Below are 24655 nucleotides of genomic sequence, written 5' to 3' on the forward strand. Positions count from 1 at the left end.
TTGCGAAATGAAAAAGTGGTTGTGTGCGGGTTTAATGGTGTTGAGCAGTCAGGTGGTGGCGGAAACCACACGGCTGGAGGTGATGGCGCCGGCCGGTAATTACATGGAATTTCTTCGTCAGGAAGTGATCCCTGCATTTACCGCCCGTTATCCGCAGGCCGAGGTGGTTGTCTCTAACGATGAAAACCTAGAAACGCGCATGGCGGCAGGTGATTTACCCCACTTGTACGCTGGCGTGTTCGGTTACCAGCCGGCGAAATACGCCAAAATGGGCAAGCTGGTGTATTTTGACGGATTTGAAGGGTATGACGCCCTGGTTAACCGGATCGATCCACAATTTTTGCGTAAAAATTTCGGCCGTACATATTACATCCCTTGGAATGTCACCACCCAGTTGATGATTTATAACAAGGAGTTGTTCCGTGAAGCCGGTTTAGATCCTGAACAACCGCCGCGCACATGGGATGCATTTTTGCATGCCGCTGAGAAGATCAGCCAACTGCCACCGCGTGCGGATGGTAGCCCGGTATACGGTACCGTGTTGTGGAATGATGTGTTGTCGACCGGCAGTTGGTATTGGGGCATGTTGGCGCAGCTTTATTACAGCTTCAATGAAGGTCAATATACGTTGCTCAACCGCTTTGGTACGCACCCGGTGTTTGATCGTGATGAAGCCCAAATGGCCAACTTTTTCTCAACCATGCAGAAAGTGCAAGCATTTGCGCCGATGACGATGGAAAAGAGCTTCTTCTCCCGCACTGTCGGCATGTGGCCGCAGTTTGGCTTTGGCTGGAAAACGAACCTGCAAGAAGCGGCAATAAAACCGATGGTGATTGGCGAAGATGTGGGTGTCGCCCCGATCCCGACGTTGCATGAAGGGCAAACGCCGTATTCCACGTTAGACGGTCGTGCGTTAATGATTTTCAAAAGCACCGAACAACAAGAGCAGTTAAGTTGGGCATTTGTACAATTGCTGATGGAAGACGACTTGAACCACAAAGCCAATATGGCATTGGGGCAGTTGCCAGCACTGAAAGCGTTAGCAGAGCGCCCGTATTACCAAAGTGTAGAAGCCAAGCCGTTTGTTGAGCAATTGACACACACGGTGATGAGTGAACCTTTTGCCCAGTCTTCGGATGTCGCCAATATCGTCTTGCAGCAATATTCAAAAGTGGTATTGAAAAAAGAAATAACGGCAGAGCAGGCGGTGGAACAAGCCGGTAATATGGCTCGAGATATATTTAAACAATAGGCTTTTCATCCTTTCTTACTAATTTACTGATGGTCTCTGTATGAAGAGTAAAAATATCGGGATAGGATATCTTTTCCTGGCGCCCTGGATTGTCTACTTTATCGTTTTTTTGTTATACCCATTTTTCCTTTCATTTGAAAGTAGCTTTTTAAATGTCAATATTCTCTCACCGGAAAACACCCGATTTGTCGGGCTAGCGAACTGGTTGAGTGTGGTGGCGGATATCACGTTTTGGCAGTCATTATTTAATGTGTTATTTAACCAAGTTATCTTTGTCTTTTTAAGCTTTGGCATTGGCTTGGGATTGGCATTATTACTGAATGAGATTACGTTCTTATCCAGTTTATTCCGCACATTAATGTTTATTCCCGTTATCACGTCCATTACGGTGGCGATGGTGATCTTTGATTTTATCTCAGGTCCCTCGGGTCCGGTACAAACCTCCCTGTTGAATTCGCAGATACTGACAGAGCCGGTGTTCTGGAAATTTGAGCAATGGCTACCTATGCCCGTAATCGCGGTGTTCAGTGCGTGGAAATGGTTCGGGGTACAGATGATCATTTTCTTGGGCGGGATCGCGAGCATTGATAAGTCGCTATTTGAAGCCGCAGATATTGATGGTGCGTCGTGGTGGCGTAAAACCCGCAGCATAACGCTGCCTATGATCATGCCACAAATTGTCTTTGTGATGACGATGAACATTATTAACGGCTTGCAGATGTTTATTGAAGTGTTCATGAACTTTGATTTAAGCGGCGGCCCTTATCAATCGGCATTGACCCCCGTATTGTATTTATACCAAACCGGCTTTGAACAAATGAAGATGGGTGAGGCGTCAACCATTGGTTTAATGTTGGCAGCCGTTATTTATTTGCTCACCATGATGCAATTAAAAATCACCAGTAAAGGAAGTGACGAATGAAAATGAGTCGACAAAAGTTGCTGTTAATTTACGGCACATTATTTCTTGCGGCCATGATGGTGATGTACCCGTTCTTTTATATGGTGATTAACTCGTTTAAAACGGGACCTGAAATCATGCACTCTCCTAATGCCTTGCCGACCCATTGGTCGCTCAATGGTTATCGAGAAGTGTTTGAATCCGTCGATTTATTTCGGGTGTTTTTTAATACCATTTTTATCTCTGTGTCGGTGACGGTGTTGAACACGTTGTTTTCCTCGATGGTGGCGTATGCCATCGTGAAAACGAACCTACCGGGGCGGGAGTTTTGGCTCAAGTTGATCTTGGGTTCCATGATGATCCCCGCGGTGTTGTTCACTATTCCGACCTACATGATGATGTACGAATGGGATTGGATTAACACCTACCGGGTGTTGATCATTCCGGGCGCCATCAGTGCATACAACATCTTCCTGTTAGTGCAATTCATGAAGCAGATTGATAATGCGTATCTAGAAGCGGCACGCATTGATGGGGCGGGCGAGGTGCGGATATTTTTCCGTATCGTGTTACCTATGCTGCGTCCTGCGTTGGCGACGGTAGGCATTCTGACCTTTATGGGGGCATGGAATGATTTTATGGGGCCGCTGCTATATGTCCGTGATGACTCGCTGATGACCTTGCAGTTGGCGCTGTACAATTTCAAGACCGAAGTCCCTGGCTCGAATTTGGAGCAGTTGTGGGCGATGACGACCATGATTGCGGTACCGGTTGTGATTGTGTTTTTCTGTCTACAGAAGAACTTCATTAAAGCATTCACTGGGGTAGGAGTGAAGTAATGGCCCATTGGATAAAATACATTGCCTTTGCAGCGATGGTTGGTTGTGCCTATGGCATGGCGTGGTTCAAAGCCTATCAGTTGTCGGCCGATTATTTTGACTACGCTGAGCAGCAATACAGTCAAGGGCACAAGGTTGAAGCGCTCAAAGGCATGAATAAGCTGGAACTGCGACGCGAACAAGTCTATCGCGGCGGTTACCAGCAAGTGGTGGAAGCGTGGGAAGGCGCGATGTTAGGGCCAAAGCCGGCGTTTTATGACAAGGCGAAGGCACAAACCGCCCTTATTTTGACCGAGCTCTCTACCAATGAACTGCTGGCATACATTGAAATGTATGTAGAGTTGGACATGCGTTATGTGCCAGAAGCGGCATTGCAATTGCGTGGACTGGCTGCTGAACAGGAGAATCGCGCGCTCTATCAAGAAATGGATGAATTTTTGCGAGAAGCCTTTCCGGTTTATCACGATCAGGCAGTAGATTATCCCTCAACGTCTGTTAACGAACAGCCTCAAACAGCAAGCAGGAGCGCGATGCTATGATGCCTTATCAAAATGCCACACTGTCTGTCCCAGCCCGTGTGGCCGATCTTCTCGCACGGATGACGGTGGCGGAAAAAGTTGGTCAGTTATGTCAATCCCCGATGCTGGACTACGCGCAGCACCGAGACGACTATCTGATGCAGGTGGCGCAAGGGCGTGTGGGCTCGCGCATTTTAGCCGATACCGCATGGGCAGGTAATGCGCCGGGCGAGTCAGTTGACCCGCATCAACTCAATGAGATTCAGCGCGCGGCGGTGGAAGAAACCCGCTTGGGGATCCCGGTGATTTTTGCCCGCGATGTGATTTACGGCCAATCCACGGTTTTGCCTATTCCACTGGCGCAGGCGTGTTCATGGAACCCGTCGCTGGTGGAGCTGGCGTACAGTGCCGTTGCACGTGAAGCCGCATCATTGGGCGTGCATTGGACGTTTGCGCCGATGCTCGATATTGTGCGCGATCCGCGTTGGGGGCGTGTGATTGAAAGCAGCGGTGAAGACCCGTATTTGACCAGCCAGTTTGCCAAAGCGGTCGTACGCGGTTTTCAGGGCGATGATCCGGCCGCGCCGGATCGCCTGTTAGCCTGCGCTAAGCATTTTGTTGGTTATGGCGCGGCAGAAGGCGGCCGTGATTATGACACTACCGAGATCAGTGATAACACGCTGCATAACGTGTACTTACCCCCGTTTAAAGCAGCGGTTGAGGCAGGTGTCACCACCTTGATGTCCGGTTTTAACGATTTGGGCGGCACGCCAGTCTCAGGCTCGAAAGCCTTGATCCGCGGCTGGCTGAAAGAGCAACAAGGTTTTGATGGCATGGTCGTCAGCGATTGGGGTTCGATTTCTGATTTGGTGTATTTCCGTGTGGCGGCCGATCCGAAAGATGCAGCGCTACAAGCCTTGCAAGCGGGCGTCGATATGGCGATGACCCATGAAGCGTTTGATGGCATCTTGGATGTGGCCATCGGTGATGATCCTGTATTGCACGGTTTATTGGATGACGCGGTCAGCCGCGTGTTGACGGCCAAGTTCCGCGTCGGCTTGTTTGAACAACCGTATATCGATCCGCAGCGTCATCAGCAGGTATTGCGTCATCCGGAACATGTGGCATTGGCATTGCAGTTGGCAGAACAAAGCATGGTTTTATTGAAAAACCAGCACGGTTGTTTGCCATTGGCGAAACGTGGCCTGACGGTTGCGGTGATTGGGCCGCATGCTGATTCGCGTCGTCAGCATTTAGGATCATGGTGTTTAGACGGTGATGCGCAAGATGTGACGTCAATTCTGACGGGCATCAAGAAAGTGGCACCAGACACTGTTTTACTTACGGAATCGCCGGCATTTAGTGATGAAATGGTGGAATGTGCGCACCGTGCTGACGTGGTGATTTTGTGTGTGGGGGAAAGCCATCGCCGTACTGGTGAGGCGCGTAACGTGGCTGAACTGACATTGCCAGCCGGCCAAGAAGCCTTGATTGAAGCGATTGGTCAAACCGGCAAGCCGCTGGTGGTCGTACAGTGTACCGGTCGTCCGGTGCCCTCACCGATGATCGAGCGTTACGCCGATGCTTTGTTGTATGCATGGCAGTCGGGCACGGAAACCGGCCTCGCCGTGGCACGTTTATTGTTTGGTGATGCTGTGCCTAGCGGTAAATTAACGATGACCGTGCCACGCAGCACGGGGCAAATCCCGATGTATTACGGCCGTAAGCCAGTCGGGAAAATGCGTGATTATCAGGATTATCAACCGTATAAAGATCTGGCTGATTCACCGCTGTATCCGTTCGGTTTTGGTTTGAGTTACAGCACTTTTAGCTATGAAGATCTGGTCGTTGAAAACCGTTGGGCGCAGGATAACACGGTGCAGGTACAGGTGACTGTGCGTAATACCGGTGACTATCAGGCGGATGAGATCGTGCAGTGTTATCTGTCGCGCCGCGTGTCATCGACCACGCGCCCATGGTGTGAACTGAAAGCGTTTGCCCGTGTGACGTTGGCGCCGGGTGAAAGCCAAGATGTCAGCTTCACCCTGGATGCTTCGCAATTGGCGATCTACGGTGCACAGCAGTGCTGGCAAGTGGAGCCGGGTATGATCGATGTGTATGTCGGCGGGGACTCGGATTGTACGCTGTCAGAGTGCGTGGAATTGCAGGTGTAATTCGGCGGATTGATCACTGAAAGCGAGGAAGAAAAACGCCCTCACAAGGAGCCTGTGAGGGCGTTTTTTTGTCTGTTATTTTCACGCACAACAGGCAACGGAAGCAGACGGCGGGGCGTCAGCAGGGCATTATTTGCGGCCGTAAATCTTCACGCCTGCTGAAGAGCCTTTGGATTTACCAAACACTTCCAGTTTTTTGATACAACGGGTGTAAGCAAACTTACGCCAGTCGGTACGTTCGTTTTTATCCAGGTTACGGTGGAAACGGATGGTTTTGGTTTCACCGTTTCGGAACGTCGCCACAACGCGCTCAAGGCGCATATCACGCTCGGCTTTCACTTGAATGGCATCAGCACGGCGGCAAACCATCAGCGGGATCACCGCATCTTTGCTGTGGTGTTCAAACACAATGGTGCGGCCAAGGGTGATTTTGTCATCCGCATGCGCAAGGCCCGCGGTACCCAGCAGGCTAGCGCCCACTAACAAGGTAGCGATAAAGGTTTTGGTTTTCATAAATGTACTGCATGAAAAAGCATACACAAAGTAAGCGTTCACTTTATTTAAAGCCATTTTTTACAGCTATATTTTAAAGCGAGATATCATTCGCCTACCGTTCTTGGGGGCACCGCCTGTACCTAGGGTGACTGTGGCGACAGGGGTGATGGCGCAGAATGTATCACCCCTTGTGCAATGAAAAGACAATTCTATGTAAAATCTTGCTTCGCACGGTGTTGTCGTGGAGTTCGCCCCTTATCGTCATCCGTGGTTGTATTGCAGGTTGCGTGGGTGGAAGGGGGCGTTTCGATCGAATCATCGGTATTGATGGGCTTATCCATCACCTCTGTGTCTTGTGCATCCTCTGTGGTCGACTTGTCGCAGGTCTGGCGATGTGCCCACACTTTATCAATACGGTTGCCAAACAAGGAAACCACTTCAAATTGCCAGCCTCCCCAACTCACGTGATCACCTTCAACAGGAATGCCGTCGAGACACCACATCATCATGCCGCTTAAGGTGTGATAGCCACCTTGCGGTTCACCCGGTAAGTGTTTGAGGTCGAGCAAGTCCTGCAACACCAGAATGGGGATCAAGCCATCGATACTCCAACTGCCGTCCGCCTGCTCTACTGACCATTTATCATCAGGGTCGGGATGGTTGAATTCCCCTGCCAGCGCTTCGAGCATATCTTTCGGGGTGACGATGCCCTGAATATCACCGTACTCATCGACCACAAAGACCATGGATGCCCCCGATTGACGGAAATAGTCCAGTAATTGGCTGCCACTCCAGTGCTCAGAAATGCACTCGACGGGGGTAATAAAGGGAGCCAGATCCGTGAGCGGTGCGCTCTGTTGGTAGTGAAGCAGTTGTTTTGTCGTGATCATCCCTTTGGCATTGTTCAACTCGCCGTGTGTGACGGGAAAACAGTGGTACTCCGAGGCAATTAAGCGGTTGAGATTGTTGGTCAGGGGTTGGTCGAGATCAAACGTAATCACCGCATTGCGGGGGGTCATCATTGACACCACGCGCCGATCATCAAAATGAAAGACATTACGTATCATGTCATGCTCTTGTTTGCCGACGAGGCTGATGTGTGATTTTTCTTTTAAGACGGCACGAATGTCTTCTTCCGTTAAGGTGTCGCTGTCATCCACGATGTTGTCTTTCCCTAACCCGCGCAACAGCCGTTCTGTGGAGGCGGATAATAGGGCAACAAAAGGGCGTGACAGGGTGGCGAGCAGCGAAATCGGCCGTGCCATCAGTCGCGCGATGCCTTCGGGGTTTTGTTGGGCAAGGCGCTTAGGCACCAGTTCACCCACCACAATCGATAGGTACGTAATACCGATCACCACCACAAGGGTGGAAAGGACGGAACTGGTTGAAAGGCTCATGCCCAGTTGTTGCAAGACGATAGCGAGTGGGTCGGCCAAGGCGGCTTCACCGAAGACGCCATTGAGAATGCCGATGGCGGTGATCCCGATTTGGACGGTGGAAAGAAAGTGCGTGGGGTGTTCCCCTAATGCAATGGCCCGTGCTGCGCGGTTATCCCCCTCTTCGGCCAAGCGCTGTAACCGGCTTTTACGGGCGGTGACCAGCGCGATTTCTGCCATGGCAAACATGCCATTGAGTAGGATCAGTGCAGCAATAATGAGTACATCCATGGTGCGCTCCTTCCACTGTCTTATTGCAGGGTGTTTCGAGAGGGTATGATTGATTATGACGTGAAATTTGCAGCAGGTATTTGATGTTGGTTGAATTTTAAACAATGCCGCGCAAAAGAGTGAAGCGCGGCAGAGAGAGGGCTCAGGGGCGAGGTGGATGCGTGTCTTGCTTTTTGTGGTCTTGCTTGCTGCGCAATATATAAGCCATATACCCAACGACCACAATATTGATCAGTAATACCGCAAGGCTCAGTGCATTGGCATGGACAAACAATTCATACGCTTCAAACGGCAAGTAAATGGCACCACTGAGCAGCGCGAACCATTCTGTCCACAATAAGCTGTGCCACAGGCCGTACGCTTCAATAAAGCGGACCAGGCTATACGCACAGGCGCCAAGGGTGATGAGGAGCATATTGGTGTCAGCCAGTGTGTCGGCGGCGTGCAGAAATGCGGTGGCAATTTCATTGGCGGGATTGAGGTGCGAGTGGCTGACAATGAACGCCGCGGCTTGATGAATATCATGACCGCCCAGTGCCGGTAAGCTAAATCCGACGATGAGGGAGGCTAATCCTTTGAGGGCTTCCAGTGAAGCAACGGCTTTTAGCCCTTTTTTATCTGTCATTGTATGCATGTGTCTGTGTGATTACGGTTGTGGGGCATGATAGTGATTACATGCCGGATAACGGGGTTTGGCAAGTGCATTACGGTATGGATTTGTATGGCAAAGAGGGGCGAAACTTTTAACGGTAGCGGGAAGCAATCCGCTACCGTTGGTTAGGGTCAGAGAATCGATTGTAAAATAGGCATGATATTGTGCACGCTTCTCCTATGAATCATTTACTCGTACTCAAACTCAGGGGCCTTACTGGCAACGGCATCATGGGTACCGATATAGAGCAGGCGCGGTTGGCCAAGGCCACGCATAAAATAGGATTGGCAGTCTGGGCATTGCAGTTTCTCATGCCCGGCGGTGGTCAGTGACTTTTCGTGCCAACGGCGTCTTACACGGTCGAGGCCACTGTTGGAATGACATTCGGGACATTGCATCGCTACTTTCATTTCCGCTCTCCTGATCGCACTATAGTGATTACAATTTAACCATTGCGCGTTAAGGGGAAATTGATATGCATCAGTTTTATGAATGGATTTTGTTGTGCTTGTTAAGGTAATGTTGATTTTGAGATCGCGGTCTGTTTACGTCGATAAAAAGAGCAAGAGAGGCACGCGATTGACAAAGAAAGTGGATCTGAATGACAGTTGGGTGTGCGTCGTATTGTTCATCGGGGGGATTATTAGGCCGACGAAATTAAGACGGCCTGATTGAAGCGTTATTCGTTGTCAGAGGCTAGTTGCCAGAGGCTGCCGTCAGATGTTTTTCATCATCAGCGAGTTGAATGCTCCTACAGGCAGATCAATCGGGTCATTAAAAGCATCAATCGTGGCATTACGGCCATTGTTTTTCACAAAGTAAAGCGCCTGATCCAAAATGAAATAGAGATCTTTAAAGGTTGATAGTGATAACTCGGTATTTAGAAATGCCGAACTGATGGTGATATTGACATCGTGTTCACCGTACAAGGTGATCGGCTGGTGGCAGATCGCGGCATGAATGCGCTGAATGTCCAGTGATGACAGAAACTCCGCGTTGTTAGGGATCAGCACCACAAACTCTTCGCCCCCTAAACGGCCGACCAAACCACGGATCCCCAAATACTGCTGTAAGCGTCTCACGACTTCCGTGAGTACGGCGTCTCCCCCTGGGTGACCATAGGTATCATTGACCCGCTTGAAGTGGTCGAGATCAATCAGAATTAATGTGTTGAAATGGCCAACGTCGGAACAGGCAGGGGTGTCACAGATTTCTTTTAATATCGCTTCCCGTCGCAGGGCTTGCGTGAGAGGGTCATGGCGAAGTTGTGCATTTTTCCGCTTAGAGAGCAGGTACGTCATCACCAATAAGGCCAATAACAATAAAAGAGAAAGGGTAATGCCTTTGTTGGTCATTGAAATTTTATCAAAGCCATGTTGCATGGTTTCCAATTCATTTTTTAGAACCGTATTTTCGCTATACAATTCGCGTTCTCGTAATGAACCATCAATCAAGTTATAGGTACGAGGTAACTGACTGATGCTGGAATAGTCTAAATTATTGGCATACTGCTTATAGTAAAGGTAAGCATTTAAATTGTCATTGACACTAAAGTAAATATCAGAAATAGCTTTTAATGCCGTTTGCTTGACTTCAAAATTATCAAAGTCCTCCCCCATTTTCAGTGCTTGTTTTAAGTGATGCAGGGCTTTTTCTGTTTCGCTTTGTTTATTAAATAATAACCCCAGCGAGAGCACCGAATTTGCCAGCATGTCTTCATCGTATCCCGTCTGGGCGACGGTTCTGGCAATGTTGATGTACTTTTCTGCATTGACAAAGTCCGCCATGCCTAGATAGATATCCCCTAGGCCAAGATAGAGTGAACTGATACCATAAAAGTTATTACCTTTACCTATCAATGTCAGTGCATTTTTATACATATCAATGGCTTCTTCCTTTCTTCCTTTTAGTGCATGCAGTTGTGCCACGCTGTGGTAAACCTGTGCCATCACATGACTAGAGGGATCTTTTTGCAACATAAGCATGGCTTTATCGAGGTACCTTTCGGCTTCATCATAGCGTTTGAGATCTATCAAAATAAGCGCGATATTGTTGTAGGCACTGACTGGCGGTACATAAAGGGGGAGGCTCTTAATAATACTATTGTAAATATCAAGAGCTTCTGAATATAAGCCTTGGCGAGTTTTATTCATCGCAATGACGATATAGGCATCATGCTTCTGTACCGTGGTGATATGATTTATTTTATTGATCATAGTCAATAGGTTATTGCAATATTTCTCACCGGTAACATACCGGCCAAATTTATTTTCTATTTTACACAGTTGATAGTTTAATAGTTCTTCTAACTGTTTGTTATTGCTGGTTATAGCATCTTTCAGCAATTCAGTTAAGGCTTTTGTCGATTGGTAATGATTGGCATTGGTAGATGAAATCAGTGCACCAATGTATTTTTTTTCAATCGGCAATACATTGTTTTGATTATTGTAAGGGCGATTGTTGTTGGTCATTAAATTATACATCAGCTCTTTGATATATAATTTTTCCGCTGTGTTTCTTGCGCGTTGATATTGTTGCTGTAAGACGGTTAAGGCGTAAAGCGGATCGTTGAAACGATGGGTGTAGTAATTTTCTTGCCAAGTCTTTTGGGTGTTGTTTGCCGATGCATCATGGCCAAAAAAGCCGAAACATAGGATGAGAAGCGCAAGGATGTAAGGGCGTTTTGTGCACATGCTGAATAACTGTGTTCATAATAACTGCCTGATTATACGGGGTAATTGTTTAAGTGCGATATTTTCGATGAAAGGTTTATGAGCTTCATCACATATGTGAATGTTATATTTGTATGAGAGAGCGGCTTTTCGTGTGGTTGTTCGGATATTGCTCAAAGGTGATGAGGCAATATCCGTATTGATATCGTGTTTAGTGTGGGGTAAGTAATTTGTGCCATGGGGTCAGTTTTTTACGCTTGGCCTCAAAACGAATGTAAGACGCCATCATCATTCCGTAGAACAGACTGACAAGAGAGGTATTGGTGATCATCATGCTCGCTGTCATTTCAGGAATGTCTTTCCATGCCAGTAACCACATGAAACCGCCGTAGATCAGGGCGAACTTAACAAAGTGGCTGAGCACATTCAGTGGAAAGATACGGTAATACGGCGGGGGTGCTTGAATGCCGAGTGCCGCCAAAAGACGATAGCGAAGCATGTCGCTGCGGTAGGGTTTCACCTTGGCGAGTTGCATTTCATTGATGGCGAGATCGATTTTTGCTTGGAATGTCATGGCCACTGAGGTTCCTTGTGTATTGCCAGTGTCGAGTTAAAAACAGGACGATTAATAAAGGTCTATGAAAAATAAGGTATAACTGTAATGTACTCGGTTGAGTGGCGGTGACAAATTGAACGTTTTTATGGTCACGGTTGATGAAATTTATCAACCGGATGATGAGGCAAGGGAGAGCAAGGGTTGGCGGGGACAAAAAAGGCTGGCGATCGCCAACCTGTTTATTTATGTGATGCAGTAGTGTGACGGTGTTGTGTCATCACGCATCTGGATGAGCGGCGCTTGATGGGCGAGTTACAGCAGCAATAATTTCGCGGTACCCAAGAAGGCAAAGAACCCCACCACATCAGTCACGGTGGTCAGTACCACAGAGCCCGCCAGTGCTGGATCCAGTTCCAGCTTATCCAGTGCGACCGGGATGAGGACACCAAACAAAGCAGCGGTGATGATGTTAATGATAATACCCACTGCAATCACGACGCCAATGACCGGAGATTGGAACCATAACCCTGCCATGAGGCCGATTAATACTGACCACAATACCCCATTGAGAAAACCGATCCCGCATTCGTTACGCAGTAGTGACATGCGGTTACCAGCGGTGACCTGATTGAGTGCCATACCACGGATCATCAAGGTTAAGGTCTGGCTACCGGCAATGCCGCCCATCGAGGCGACAATCGGCATCAAAATCGCCAAGGCCACCACTTCGGCGATCACATCTTCAAACAAGCTGATGGTCATGGCAGCAAGTACAGCGGTGATCAGGTTGATACCCAGCCAAATCGCACGTTTGCGTGCACTTTTTGCGATAGGGGCGAACAAGTCGTCCTCTTCACTCATGCCGGCGTTGGCCATCAAGGTGCTTTCGTAGTTTTCCCGCATTAGTTCCAGCGCCAAATGCAAGTCAATATCACCGACGATGGCATAGTTATCATCGACGATCGGTAAGCTAAAGCGCTCGCTGTGTTCAATGGCTTCTACGGCTTCGGTGAGCGAGGTATCGTCTTCCAAAACGGGGCATTCTTTATCTGCCAGCGCGCTGAGTTTTTCGGCGGTGTCGGCTTCCATCAGCTGTTGGTAGTTGATCGCGCCGACGAATTTCTTGCTGCGCGTCACCACATAAATCGGGGCCGGATAGTGGTAGCCGTAGCGTTCTAGTAGCACTTTTGCACGCTTAACGGAAATGCCTTGTGGCAGTGAAATCACTTTGGGGTTGGCGTAACGGCCAATTTGTTCATCGGTGTACTGGTTGGCGCGATCAAAGAGTTCGAGATCTTCTTTGCTGAGCATATCGATCGCACGATCGATGATCTCTTCTGGTAGCGAGTCCGCCCATTCAATCAGCGACAAGTTATCCAGTTTCGCCAGCACCAGATCCAGCTCGACATCGGTGAGTGATTGGATCACCCATTCACGGGTATCGGCACGCATCGCGGTCAAAACATCGACGTGATCGTTGAGCGGCAACTGTCGCCACAGCTCCATACGCTCGTCAAGCGGAAGGGCCTCAAACAATGTCGCTAGCGAGCCGGCTTCGAGCTGTTGAATTTCCGGTTCGTTAAAAATGAGACGCTGTTCTTCCGCGTCGGCCGCAGAAATGCGCTCAATCAAAAGGCTTAAATCGAGGGTGTGGATCATGCCGGTTTCCTTGTTGCTAGCGGCTGCTTCAGTGTACGGTCATTATTGTCTGTTTGTTATCGTACGGTACGTGCCCACAGTGAGGATGCCTGCGGGTAAATAGAATGATTACCTTACCATTTGAAGGCGGTATTGTCTTACCCCCACTGGGTGCTTTTTGGGTGTAAGAAGGACAGGTTGCGGGTTTATTGGTCGGTTCGTTCTGGCGTGAGTGCATTCTGCAAGCCGAAGAGGAAACTGGGACGTTTTTTCTGTCTAGCCAGTTTGGGTTAAGGAAGTGCACCGTAAGATAGCGGTGGATATGATATCCATGTCCTGCTTGCTAATTTGTGTCATCGTTCTGACATCTGTATATGTATATTTTGCCCAGCCTGTCTGCTGGGCTTTTTTCTGCCTGCTTATTGAGAATGAAGGCCAGACTCAGCGCTGAGCAATTGCCTCGCGAGTCATGCCGTGGTGTTCGCTTAGCAGCGTGCGGGCTTGCACTACATCCACACCCGTCAATACCATCACAATGGCGGTTTTACAGTGGCCCTGACAGGCGAGTAACGCCGCTTCTGCTTCTTCTCGGCGGCAATCCGTGGCGGCCATCACGATATTCTTTTGGCGTTCTACCAGCTTGGCGTTGGTGGCTTCCACATCGACCATCAGGTTGCCATACACTTTGCCAATGCGGATCATCGCACCGGTGGTCAGCATATTCAGCACCAATTTCTGCGCTGTACCGGCTTTTAAGCGAGATGACCCCGTGACCACTTCGGGCCCCACTACTGGCGTAATGGCAATGTCTGCCGCCTGTGCCATTGGGCTGTTTGGGTTACAGCTAATACACGCCACGGTGGCCCCCAGTGACTGAGCATAAGCCATCGCCCCTAACACATACGGGGTGCGGCCACTGGCCGCAATGCCGACCAATACATCCTTGTCTGAAAAATTGATGGCTTCCAAATCGCGTGCGCCTTGCTCGCGATTATCTTCCGCGTTTTCGACTGCGCGGAAAATGGCTTGCTGGCCACCGGCGATCAATCCCACTACTTGATCGGGCGAGGAGCCAAAGGTGGGTGGGCACTCACTGGCGTCCAAAATGCCCAAGCGACCTGACGTTCCTGCGCCGGTGTAAATTAATCGTCCCCTTTGACGAAAAGCTGCCGCGATAGTATCGACCGTTTCTGCGATGGCGGGCAGGGTTTGCTCGACCGCCTCGGCCACTTTTTTATCTTCATTATTGATCACCTGCAGCATGGCTAAGGTCGGCAGGGTATCGATGTGTTCACTGGCGGGATTACGGCTTTCCGTGACCATCTGGGTTAAGTCGATTTTCATGGCAGATCCTGATGCGAAGAGAGGCGGCTATCATAGCATTGCTGGGGGAGCGGGTGAGAGGAGTTTAGTTGCCTTGCGCGGCAAGTTGTTGGAAAAACAACCATCGTGCTGTTTGTATTTTTAGGGTGAAGAGTCAGTGTTTTTAGGCGTGATGACGGGTTAAGGCTGTGTGCTAGATCCCTGATCAAACGTGGTTTTCTCTGGTGGGTCATCACTGGTGATAAAATGCGCGCATGGCTCTGACAAAACACTGACAACGGAAGGGGAAACGTTGGCGATGATCGGCGCCCTTCTTAGCCACAATAACATAATTATATAATGAACAAGCAAGCACAACACACACCACAGGCAGCGTCAGATTTGGCGTCCGAACAGGATCACTCGCGTTCACGTTTGGGGGGGAACTGGCGCTGGAGTTGGTTACTGTTAACCCTGAGTTTAGCGGCTTGTGGCGGTTCTGGCGGCGGTGATAGCACGCCGACGACACCTGATCAGGGGGGAAGCAATGGCGGTATTGTGACGCCGCCTGTCGATCCTGAATTGCCCGTGATCCCACCGACGGACCCTGATGAAACGTTGCCACCGGTTGATCCCGGTAACCCGGATGTCCCGACGCCCGATCCTGACGTAGACGTACCTGAAGGGATGATTTCGGTCGATGGCACCCTGTACAAAGACATGGCCTCGGCGCAAGCGGCGATTCAGCCAAGCAGCTTGGTGGTGATCGGTACCGGTACGTATAAGCAAGGCCTGCTGATCACCCCTGACAGTGTGACTGTACAAGGCAGCGAAGGCACCCATTTTTCTGGTGTGGCGATTCAAGGTAAGGCTGCGATTGTGGTGGAAGGCGATGATGTGACGCTGGAAGGTATTGAGTGCAGTGGTGTGAGCGTGCCGGACAGAAACGGCGCTTGCGTGCGTCAACAAGGCAAAGATTTGACCTTGAGCCATGTGTATTTCCACGACAGTGAGCAGGGGATTTTATCGTCTGGCGGTTCGGGGAAATTGACGATCGAATACAGCCGTTTTGAGCGTTTAGGCAAGGGCGGTTTAGCCCACGCGGTGTACAGCAATAACGACGCGCTAGAAATTCGATACAGCAAGTTCTACAGCTCGAAAGATCAGGGCCATGAGATCAAATCACGCGCACCGTATACCTTGATTGAGTACAGTGAGATTGCTTCTTTGTCGAGTGTCGACAGCCGTTTGGTGGATGTGCCTAATGGCGGCACCTTGATTATTCGCGACAGTGTGTTGGAGCAAGGGCCGAACACCTCGAACTATCAGTTGATCGGCTTTGGTTTGGAAGGCATGAAAAGCGGTGTGACACAATCGGTGCAGTTACAAAACAACACCGTGTTGATGGAGCGTCAGAACGGTAATGTGTTACTGGGGCTGCCTTCGGATTCGGCTGGCATCAGCGTTAACATTACGGGTAACGACTTTGTGGGTAGTAAGTTCAATGATCAGGACTTGTATAACATCAAGGCGAATAACACCTTGTATCCGGATCGCAGCAGCTTTGGCTTAGGGCCTTTCCCGGAGTTGCCTAATATCGGTATTTAATCCCGTCTGAGCAGGATAAATAGACTCCGAACGAAAAACGCCGAGCGAATGAATCCGCTCGGTGTTTTTTATGTGCTTTTTGTAGGGTATCCCAGACGCTACCTGATATTTTTACTCGCCAACTCGCCAACTCGCCAACTCGCCAACTCGCCAACTCGCCAACTCGCCAACTCGCCTTACCATTCCAACTGACTGCACAGCACTTTAAACTGCGCCAATAGCTCACTGCTTTCGGTGTTTTGCTGGCTGTCTTTGTGCAGATACGCGCCGATGGTGGCGGTACTGAAGCATTCTTGCATCTGCAAGGGCACTAAATCGAAACGGGCAAAATAGGCTTTCATGCTGGCAGGATACGGCAAGATGGCATCACTGGTCTGCAGCAAATCAATAGCCGTCATGAGAGAGTTAGTGTGGTATTTCACTTTCTCTTGCAGGTAGTGGCGCTTCTGGAAGGTGGTGAGTTTTTCGTTTTGCTGCTGCACCAAATGGGCAAAGCGGCTTTTGCTGGCCCCCAAGTCAACGGACGGGAAGCGGGCAATATCTTCATTGCTGCAATTGACCCCTAATAGCGGGTGGCCTTGGCGTACAAACACGTCTTCTTGGCTGCTGAACAGGGGGTGGAACAAGATGTCTTCGGATTGGGCTAAGCCTAAGATCTCGTGGCCGACAAAAATACTGATTTCATCGCTGAGCAGAAGGTTCATCAGCTGTAAGTGATCGCCCACATCAATGGTGATATTGCTGTGCGGGTAGGCGTGGCGGAAGTCACTGACACAATCGCGCACGAACAAATGCCACCAGGCATCCCCACAACCAATTTTTAATTCGGTTTGATGGCGTAACTTGTGTTTCTCCAGCTTGTGCAGGGTATTTTCATACAAATGCTGCATCATTTTGGCTTGTTCGTAGAGCAGTTCGCCACTGGAGGTCAGGGTGATCCCCTTCGAGTTGCGATTGAACAGCTTGGTGCCCAGCTTCTCCTCCAATTTATGCATGTTATGGCTCAACGTCGGTTGGCTTAAGCACAACTGGTTGGCCGCTTGGGTGACATTCTCTGTTTTAGCCACCTGAATAAATTGAAGCATTAACTTGAACATAGCGAGGATCTGTCGAGAAGAAAACGCCATTTTAGGGGGCGGAGAAAAACAATACTACCCCCTGTTATCGCCCGATTTACCAGAACCTCATCTATTTACCCATGACTTACCGTAGATCAATTTATCCAAGGACTTACGGATGTTGAATTAACTTTTGATTTCGTTAACTTTTGACTTCATTAAAAACTAACAAAAGCTTTTGCACTTCCCCTTGGGTGTACGCCAAGTCTTGGCTATGGGCATGATCCCACAAGGGCATCACATCGACACTGTCTGGTGTGGGCGTGGCTTTGAACGCCGCGATGCGCGTTTGGGTACTGTCAGAAATAAAGAACAAGTATGGCTGAGGCTCACCCAGTAAGGCACGGTATTGCGAGGGCTGGGTGTAGACCGCATTGACGGCTTTCACGTTTTGTTCGCCATAGTATTGCTGTGCCGCCGTCAGTACCGGGGTGGCCATGGCCTGCAATTGTTCATAGCTGCTTTCGACATGGTACGCCCCACAGTTTTCCGGTACTTGATCTGTGAGGGCTTTAAAATTGGCCTGAATCTCTGTTAGCGGCAGCGTGGTATAGCTTTGCTCAAACTGTTGGGCGCGTTGTTGCAGCGCGGCATTGTTGAGGCACTGCTGGAATTGCGGCTGCTGGGTGGTAAAGGTGGTGTAGTCAAACTGCGGTTTTGGCAGGTTGCTGTAGGCAATAATGAAGCCTGCGATGAAGATGACGACCGCGACCGCAATGTGAAACATGTAGTCATGAATGCGTTGAAGTTGTCCACGGAAAATCATGCGGGTGTTCCTTGAATGGGGGAAGGGATGAAAGCCGGCGGTGAAGAGGCCGAAACTGGCCACCTCACCGCACGGATGTTGCTTACTACGGATTGGTGATGCCGTGATTACGCTGACAGTGCCGCGTGTTTCGCCGCGTATTTGATGGACTCTTCGCTGTCGGCATCAAAGAAGTGCAGCTGGGTGTTGTCGATGACCAGAGTGATTTTGTCATCGATGGTCACATCCGGCTCACCGCTGCCCAGTGTCCCAATAAACAGGTTCATGGGCGCGGCATTGAAGAACACGTTCACGCAGTCACCCAAGTATTCCGAGTTCATCACGGTGGTTTCAAAACAGCAATCTGGGAACGCTTGCTCGTACTTCTTGCCAGAGCGGATCGCGTTGGCACGGGCACCCAGCAGCAGGGATTTTCCGTTGTAACCGGCGTTATCCAGAATCGCGCGATCGCTCTCGCTGACCGCAATGGTGAAACTTTCACAAGTAAACTGACCGCCTTCGTACTGGCCTTTGATCAGGTTCATCGATGGCATGCCCATGAAGGTCGCCACGAAGCAGTTCTTTGGATTGGTGAACAGCTCTTTCGGTGAACCAACCTGCTGAATTTCACCCATCGACATCAGCACGATACGGTCGGCCATGGTCATGGCTTCTACCTGATCGTGGGTCACGTAAATGGTGATCGCGCCTTTTTCGCGGTGCATGCGCGAAATTTCAGTACGGGTGGTGGCACGCAGCTTGGCATCCAAGTTACTCAGCGGCTCATCCATCAGGTACAGTTTCGGGGTACGCACCATGGCGCGACCCAGAGCCACACGCTGACGCTGGCCGCCTGACAGTTCCTTCGGCTTACGCTCAAGGTATTCGGTCAGGAACAAGTCTTTGGCAATGTTATCCACGCGTTCGTTAATGTCAGCGGTAGGGAAGTGGCGCAGCTTCAGGCCGTAACCCACGTTGTCACGTACCGACATGTGCGGGTACAGGGCATAGCTCTGGAACACCATGGCAATGTCGCGATCTTTCGAGCTCACGTTGTTCACCAGGTTGCCATCAATCAAAAACTCCCCTTCGGTGATGTCTTCCAAGCCCGCAATCATACGCAGGGTGGTGGATTTACCACAGCCAGATGGGCCGACAAGCACAATGAACTCGCCCTCTTCGATATCGAGGTTGAAGTCACGCACAGAGCAGGTGTCTGAATTTGGGTATTTTTTATTGATATTTCTTAGGGAAATCTTGCTCATTAGCCTTTTACTCCACCAGACGTCAAACCGCCCACGATGTAATCTTGAAATTTATAGAACACGACAACCGGCGGGATAGCCGCCAGCACGGCACCGGCCGCAAACACGTTGTAGTTGGATTCTTTGATGTTGTTGATTAGCCCCATCAGGCCTACAGCCAAGGTTTTGGCTTCGGCACTCATGCTGGCGATCAGGAACTTCGGCATGATGATGTCGCCGATAGGTCCAAGGAAACAGAAGATGGCAATGACCATGATCATTGGCTTCACCAAGGGCAGCAAAATCTCGGTGAAGATCTGCATTTGGGTCGCGCCGTCAATCTTGGCGGATTCATCCAACGCACGTGGGATGGAATCGTAATAGCCTTTCATCAAAATGGTATTCATGGTGATCCCACCGGTGGTGTAGATCAGAATCATGAAGATATAGGTATACAGCGTGGCGTGCTCTGAGCTGTAGATCCCCAATGAGCTCGCAATCGCATACAAGGCGATTAAGCCACTGCCTGACGGAATGATTTGGATGATCAACAGCGACATCAATGCACTTTTACGCGACTGGTAACGATAGCGGGAATACACAAAGCCCGACACGGTCACAATCGCCGTTGACAGCACCATGGTGATCAACGACACCAAGAAGGTGTTGCGGTACCAGCTGATGTACGGGGTATCCGTAAACAGGTGCACGAAGTTTTCAGTCAGGCTGAATTTCTCCGGAAAAAAGGAGGTCGAGTACAGCGAATTGCTGACATTAAACGCGCTCATCAAGGTAACTAAGAGCGGGTAAATAATCACAATCGCCATGCCAATCAAAAACGCATAGCTGCACGCTAAGCCCAAGTGTTTGGTGATCATGTGGCGATTCAGCGGGCTGGCCGCCTTCGCCGGACTGTTTAGGGTGATTGTCTTTTCCATTACATCACTTCCTCATTCTTGAAGGCACCCGCTTTCAGCCACGAGTACAGCACCACGGCACCGACCACGGTACTGGTGATCAAGGTGTACACCGCCGCTTCGTTGTATTTCGCATCCATCATCAAACGGAAGCCCAGTGACGAGATGGTATCGAGCGGTTTGTAAATCGACCCGACTGTTTGCACGGTGGCTTCGCCTAGCATGTACATGATGGTGACGTTATTGAAGTTGAAGGTGAACTGGGTGATGAAGACCGGCGCGACACTGATCAAAATCAGCGGCAAGGTGATATCAAAGAAGTTCGTCCATGCACTGCCGCCATCCATGCTGCTCGCCTCATAGAGATCGTCCGGGATGGTTTGCAACACGCCAGTAACCAGAATGAACACGTACGGGAAGCCGAGCCATGCCTGAATCAGAATGATGGTGATTTTGGCGTAGTCAGCGTTGAGGAAGAAACCCACCGCAGTGCTAATGTCGTATTCGTTGCCCGTGAAGAACGGGATCACCATGGTGTTCATGCCGCCGACTTTCGAGAAGAACAGCTGGAAGACCAAAATGGTCAAGAAAGCAGGCACGGCCCAAGGCAGAATGTATACGGTACGGAAGAATTTTTTACCGCGGATCAGCTTGTTGTTGGCCACAACCGCCAGCAACGTCCCCAACACGATGGTTAGGGCAGAGGCACAGAAGGTCCACGTCAGTGTCCAAGTCAGGGTTTCCTGAAATGCGGCGGCGGTACGTTCGTTGGTGAACAGGCGCTCAAAGTTGCTCAGGCCTTTCCATTCGATCAAGAAAGCCGGTGGCAAGACCGGACGTTTGTAGTTGGTAAAGGCGACCACGATCGACACAATCGCCGGCAACAGGGCGAAGATAAACAGCAGAATGAACTTCGGCGCGGTGATCAGGTTGGGCACGATTTCATGGGACAGGCCACGGACCTTTTCGGTAAAGGTGATGGCGTAGCCGTTGAGGTCGATTTGACGCTTCACGTCTTTGGCATCACGGGCAAAGGCATAGTGCAGGGCCAAAAAGACCAGAATCATCATGGCACCGATGGTGGAGCCAACCATGATCAGGAAGGAATCATCGACAAAACGTTCTGCACCGATGGTGAGTTTGCCACGGGGTTGTTCGACCGCCAGTAAGCGGAAATTAGGCAGAATGAATTGAAAGTACACCAAAATCTCTAACGCGAAGAGTGAGAGACCGAAAATTGCTTCTCGTGTCCGGCGAAGTAGTAGATGACCACTGCCCGGTATCACTATTGAGAGCCAGAAAACCAATTGTTGACTCATGTATTACCTACTGTATGACGACATGCGTAACGATGTTAAGGGGGATGCACCGACACGGTGCCTGAGAACATCAGACACCGTGCGGTAAGAGTAAGGACTGTAACGAGCCTTACATGTCTTCGATATCGAACTGAATCGTGTCGACGGCGGCATCCAGTACCGCTTGTGCATCTTGACCTTGGGCAATTTGTGCCAGCGCGGTCTTCATTGGGCCCCATACCTTCATGAATTCAGGAATGTTTGGCATTGGCTGACCGATGTTGGTCGCGTCGAAAATCGCTTTGTGCAGAGAACCTTCGGCGTAGTTCACAGACAGGCTTGGAGACACTTCACGCGTCATGCTGTACCACTTCTGTGCGTGCTCAGGTGTCGCTAGGTAAGCAAGGAATGCTTGTGCGGTTTCTTTCTGATCACTGTAACCGTTGATTGCCATCCCTTTGGTGCCAGTCAGGGCTTTGTATGGGTGGCTGCCGTCCCAGCTTGGGATTGGCGCAGCGCCTACATCGATACCGGCTTTTTCAATATCAGCGATGGTCCATGGGCCGTTGATGATGGCTTTCACTTTTCCTTCGGTGAAGTACTTCATCATGATGTCGAAGGCCACGGTGTCGTCTTGCATCAGTGTCCAGTGGCTTACGCCGCTGTCATACAGGCTTTGTGCCGCTTTCGCTGCTTTGATAGAGCCTGCGTTGCTTAGACCGATGTTTTCAGGGTTGTTGTCTTTAAAGATGTAACCGCCGTTGGTCATGAACAGACCACCGGTGAAGTAGAAGTCCGTGAATTTTGCCGCCCAGTCAGACGGTGGCAGTTCTTTCAGTGTTTTCGGTGCCGCATTCATCATCTTCTTGTTGTACAGGAACAGCGTGGTATCGGTAGACATTGGCACCATGTAGGTTTCGTCGTTGTATTTAGACGCTTCCGTTGCCGCCGCCGTGTAACCGTTGATGGTCACGTTGGTTGGGGCGATCAGGTACTGGTCTGCCAGCTCACCGATACGGTCGTTCGGGATCATGAACAAGTCAGCGATGTTGCCTTTCTGCGTAGGCAGGGCAGACATCAGATCAAACATGCTGGTGGCAGTCACTTCCACTTTTACATCGTGGTTTTTGTTGAACTGCTCCGCAAGCTCAGTGAAATACGTGACGTATTGTTTTTCAACACCCACCACAATGTTGTCAGCCGCCATGGCTGGATTGGCGAAAAGTAAGGCGGTGGATACGGCAAGCGATAACTTTTTAATCATTGTATTTCTCCTGATAGGGCGAAGTATGTTTTCTGGTGCTGCACTCCTAAGGAGGCATCCCTGCAATGTGAGTTATGCGCGGTGGGTGGTTGAAAACGGATCTTGAAACACACCGAGCAGAACGCTTTATGTGCTCATCATAGAAGGTCGCTGATATAGGGTGAAATGCAAAAAACAGGGGTAAGCCATAGAAAAAAGCCATATCACATAGATAAATGTTATCTACTGCAATGATATGAGGAGGAATACGGGCCAGAGAGAAATGCAAAAACGTGAGCGTAATAGCAAATAATTTTGGTAGGGATCATGCGGAAAAAGTCACTTCTTTCCCGTTCATGGTCGTGCTGCCATATGCATGTATTGGCGAATGTAGGAAAGCGGTGTAACAGAGAGGGGATGAAGGAAAGTTTACACTGTAAAACGGTTGCCGATGGATACCCCATTTCCATTACGGATAGTCGCTAATGACTTGAATAAAAACGCCCCGGCTCGCGCTCGTATGAGGCGGGACAGGGCGTTGGTGTATCGCGTCTTCGCGTTTTGATGCGGGATTTCGTTAGCCGAACAACACGGTGTAAAGGTAACCAGCACCGATAGCCATGCTCAAAATCACGAACAGGAACGCGGCAATCATTTGGTTTTTGAAGATCGATTTAAGCAAAATCACTTCGGTCAAACTGGCGCCAGCACTACCGATGATCAGTGCCATCACTGAACCTAACGCCATGCCTTTCTGTACCAGTGCGGCACTCAATGGGATCACCGCTTCAGCACGGATGTACAGGGGAATACCAATAATCGCAGCGACTGGAATCGCATACCATTTACCTTCACCGGCGTATTTCGCGATCAAATCGGTTGGAATGAAACCGTAGATGAACGAACCAATAAAGATACCCAGCAGCAAGTACGGCAGTACTTGTTTAAAGTCTTTCCACGTTGCACGCCAAATGCGCACCCAACGGCTGTCTGCTTTGATGGCTGGTGCACTTGTCTCTTCACATACCGCTTCACCACAGCTGTTTACTGCAACAGCTGGCGTTGAATCACAACAGCTAGTTGTTACAGGTGCCGGTTTCGCAGCACTGCTACAGCATGATGTTGTGGCGGCGGCGGGTTTGGCTTCATCAGTACGGCATGAAGTGCCACAGCTTGAATCGGCATCGGCCATTTCATACGCTTCAGGGCGCACGTAGCGTTCAAAGCCCAGTTTCTCCAGCACAAAGCCTGCGACCACTGATACGATCATGGCAATCAGGAAGTAGAACACCGCGACTTTCCAACCAAAGGTCACCACAAAGAGACCAATGATCACTGGGTTAAGCAGTGGGCTGGCAAACAAAAACACCATCATCGGGCCAAAGCCAGCACGTGCTCGCAGTAAGCCCTTTAAAAAAGGAATGGTTGAGCATGAACAAAATGGGGTGATGGAGCCAAGCAGTGCTGCAACGAAGTAGCCTTTGCCTTTACGCGAACTCAAAATAGATTGAATTTTTTCTGGTGTCAGAAACTCTTGTAGTACACCGACAAGGTAGCTAACAACCAGAAACAGAACGGTTAATTCGGCAGCCAGAAACAGGAACATGTCTGCTGCCTCTTTGATCATTGTGACGATTTCAGGACTCATAGTATTTACCTTCACAGGAGGTTTATTTCGATATATGTCGAAATATAAGGGTGGGAGAGGCCTGCGTCAATTAATTATTTCGATAAAAATCGAAATAATTACAGGTTCGTAATTATCGTTATGATTTTTAGACTAAATTTTTTATGAAAAAGAGGGGGGATGCAGGGT

Annotated in this window: 21 protein-coding genes; 6 read left to right on the plus strand and 15 right to left on the minus strand. The window is 49.7% G+C overall.

The features are described 5' to 3' along the window. Positions 1 to 7 precede the first annotated feature (7 nt). The 5 genes from L4C36_RS17650 to L4C36_RS17670 all read left to right on the plus strand — a co-directional run bounded on the left by L4C36_RS17650 (position 8) and on the right by L4C36_RS17670 (position 5684). Positions 8 to 1252: an extracellular solute-binding protein gene (locus L4C36_RS17650; RefSeq protein ID WP_428479118.1), complete on the plus strand. Its 1245-nt coding sequence runs from the start codon at positions 8 to 10 to the stop codon at positions 1250 to 1252. Between the two features lie 214 nt (positions 1253 to 1466). Then, positions 1467 to 2174 (plus strand): carbohydrate ABC transporter permease, encoded by a 708-nt coding sequence (locus tag L4C36_RS17655; RefSeq protein ID WP_428479119.1) that lies wholly within the window; start codon positions 1467 to 1469, stop codon positions 2172 to 2174. Beyond that, positions 2171 to 2992, plus strand: a complete 822-nt coding sequence (locus L4C36_RS17660) for a carbohydrate ABC transporter permease (RefSeq protein WP_428479120.1) — start codon at positions 2171 to 2173, stop codon at positions 2990 to 2992. Before L4C36_RS17655 ends, L4C36_RS17660 begins: the two co-directional genes overlap by 4 nt. Further along, positions 2992 to 3531, plus strand: coding sequence for a hypothetical protein (locus L4C36_RS17665; RefSeq protein WP_428479121.1), 540 nt, complete (start codon positions 2992 to 2994; stop codon positions 3529 to 3531). Before L4C36_RS17660 ends, L4C36_RS17665 begins: the two co-directional genes overlap by 1 nt. Then, positions 3528 to 5684 (plus strand): glycoside hydrolase family 3 N-terminal domain-containing protein, encoded by a 2157-nt coding sequence (locus L4C36_RS17670; RefSeq protein ID WP_428479122.1) that lies wholly within the window; start codon positions 3528 to 3530, stop codon positions 5682 to 5684. Before L4C36_RS17665 ends, L4C36_RS17670 begins: the two co-directional genes overlap by 4 nt. A 129-nt stretch (positions 5685 to 5813) precedes the next feature. Here the strand turns inward: L4C36_RS17670 and L4C36_RS17675 are convergent, their stop codons facing one another. The 8 genes from L4C36_RS17675 to murQ all read right to left on the minus strand — a co-directional run bounded on the left by L4C36_RS17675 (position 5814) and on the right by murQ (position 14708). Continuing rightward, positions 5814 to 6197 (minus strand): DUF2541 family protein, encoded by a 384-nt coding sequence (locus L4C36_RS17675; RefSeq protein WP_428479123.1) that lies wholly within the window; start codon positions 6195 to 6197, stop codon positions 5814 to 5816. A 191-nt stretch (positions 6198 to 6388) separates the two neighbouring features. Then, positions 6389 to 7846, minus strand: coding sequence for a hemolysin family protein (locus L4C36_RS17680; RefSeq protein WP_428479124.1), 1458 nt, complete (start codon positions 7844 to 7846; stop codon positions 6389 to 6391). Positions 7847 to 7988: 142 nt separating this feature from the next. Beyond that, complete coding sequence (locus tag L4C36_RS17685; protein WP_428479125.1) at positions 7989 to 8471, minus strand: DUF2127 domain-containing protein; 483 nt, start codon at positions 8469 to 8471, stop codon at positions 7989 to 7991. Positions 8472 to 8686: 215 nt separating this feature from the next. Further along, complete coding sequence (locus L4C36_RS17690; protein ID WP_428479126.1) at positions 8687 to 8908, minus strand: hypothetical protein; 222 nt, start codon at positions 8906 to 8908, stop codon at positions 8687 to 8689. Between the two features lie 306 nt (positions 8909 to 9214). After that, entirely contained in the window at positions 9215 to 10981 is a 1767-nt protein-coding gene (locus L4C36_RS17695) for a tetratricopeptide repeat-containing diguanylate cyclase (RefSeq protein ID WP_428479127.1), read from the minus strand. Between the two features lie 400 nt (positions 10982 to 11381). Next, positions 11382 to 11744: a DUF6404 family protein gene (locus L4C36_RS17700; protein WP_428479128.1), complete on the minus strand. Its 363-nt coding sequence runs from the start codon at positions 11742 to 11744 to the stop codon at positions 11382 to 11384. A 294-nt stretch (positions 11745 to 12038) separates the two neighbouring features. Then, positions 12039 to 13385 (minus strand): magnesium transporter, encoded by a 1347-nt coding sequence (locus L4C36_RS17705; protein WP_428479129.1) that lies wholly within the window; start codon positions 13383 to 13385, stop codon positions 12039 to 12041. A 420-nt stretch (positions 13386 to 13805) separates the two neighbouring features. Next, positions 13806 to 14708 (minus strand): N-acetylmuramic acid 6-phosphate etherase, encoded by a 903-nt coding sequence (gene murQ / locus L4C36_RS17710; protein ID WP_428479130.1) that lies wholly within the window; start codon positions 14706 to 14708, stop codon positions 13806 to 13808. Between the two features lie 318 nt (positions 14709 to 15026). Here murQ and L4C36_RS17715 point away from each other — a divergent pair, with 318 nt between their 5' ends. After that, a complete protein-coding gene (locus L4C36_RS17715; RefSeq protein WP_428479131.1) occupies positions 15027 to 16274 on the plus strand; it encodes a right-handed parallel beta-helix repeat-containing protein in 1248 nt (415 codons plus the stop codon). A 176-nt stretch (positions 16275 to 16450) separates the two neighbouring features. On the opposite strand, the gene L4C36_RS17720 is transcribed toward L4C36_RS17715, so the two are convergent. The 7 genes from L4C36_RS17720 to L4C36_RS17750 form a co-directional block, all read right to left on the minus strand. After that, the gene (locus L4C36_RS17720; RefSeq protein ID WP_428479132.1) at positions 16451 to 17371 is read right to left on the minus strand and encodes a LysR family transcriptional regulator; all 921 of its coding nucleotides are present in this window, start codon (positions 17369 to 17371) and stop codon (positions 16451 to 16453) included. Positions 17372 to 17534: 163 nt separating this feature from the next. Next, positions 17535 to 18158 (minus strand): hypothetical protein, encoded by a 624-nt coding sequence (locus L4C36_RS17725; protein WP_428479133.1) that lies wholly within the window; start codon positions 18156 to 18158, stop codon positions 17535 to 17537. Positions 18159 to 18265: 107 nt separating this feature from the next. Beyond that, a complete protein-coding gene (locus L4C36_RS17730) occupies positions 18266 to 19402 on the minus strand; it encodes an ABC transporter ATP-binding protein (protein ID WP_428479134.1) in 1137 nt (378 codons plus the stop codon). Next, a complete protein-coding gene (locus L4C36_RS17735; RefSeq protein ID WP_428479135.1) occupies positions 19402 to 20319 on the minus strand; it encodes a sugar ABC transporter permease in 918 nt (305 codons plus the stop codon). Before L4C36_RS17735 ends, L4C36_RS17730 begins: the two co-directional genes overlap by 1 nt. Further along, a complete protein-coding gene (locus L4C36_RS17740) occupies positions 20319 to 21617 on the minus strand; it encodes an ABC transporter permease subunit (RefSeq protein WP_428479136.1) in 1299 nt (432 codons plus the stop codon). Before L4C36_RS17740 ends, L4C36_RS17735 begins: the two co-directional genes overlap by 1 nt. Positions 21618 to 21726: 109 nt before the next feature. Next, complete coding sequence (locus tag L4C36_RS17745) at positions 21727 to 22860, minus strand: sugar ABC transporter substrate-binding protein (protein ID WP_428479137.1); 1134 nt, start codon at positions 22858 to 22860, stop codon at positions 21727 to 21729. Between the two features lie 556 nt (positions 22861 to 23416). Next, positions 23417 to 24487, minus strand: coding sequence for a permease (locus tag L4C36_RS17750; protein ID WP_428479138.1), 1071 nt, complete (start codon positions 24485 to 24487; stop codon positions 23417 to 23419). Between the last annotated feature and the right edge of the window lie 168 nt (positions 24488 to 24655).

The sequence above is a fragment of the Photobacterium japonica genome, assembly GCF_050337005.1.
Classification (GTDB): Bacteria; Pseudomonadota; Gammaproteobacteria; order Enterobacterales; family Vibrionaceae; genus Photobacterium; species Photobacterium japonica.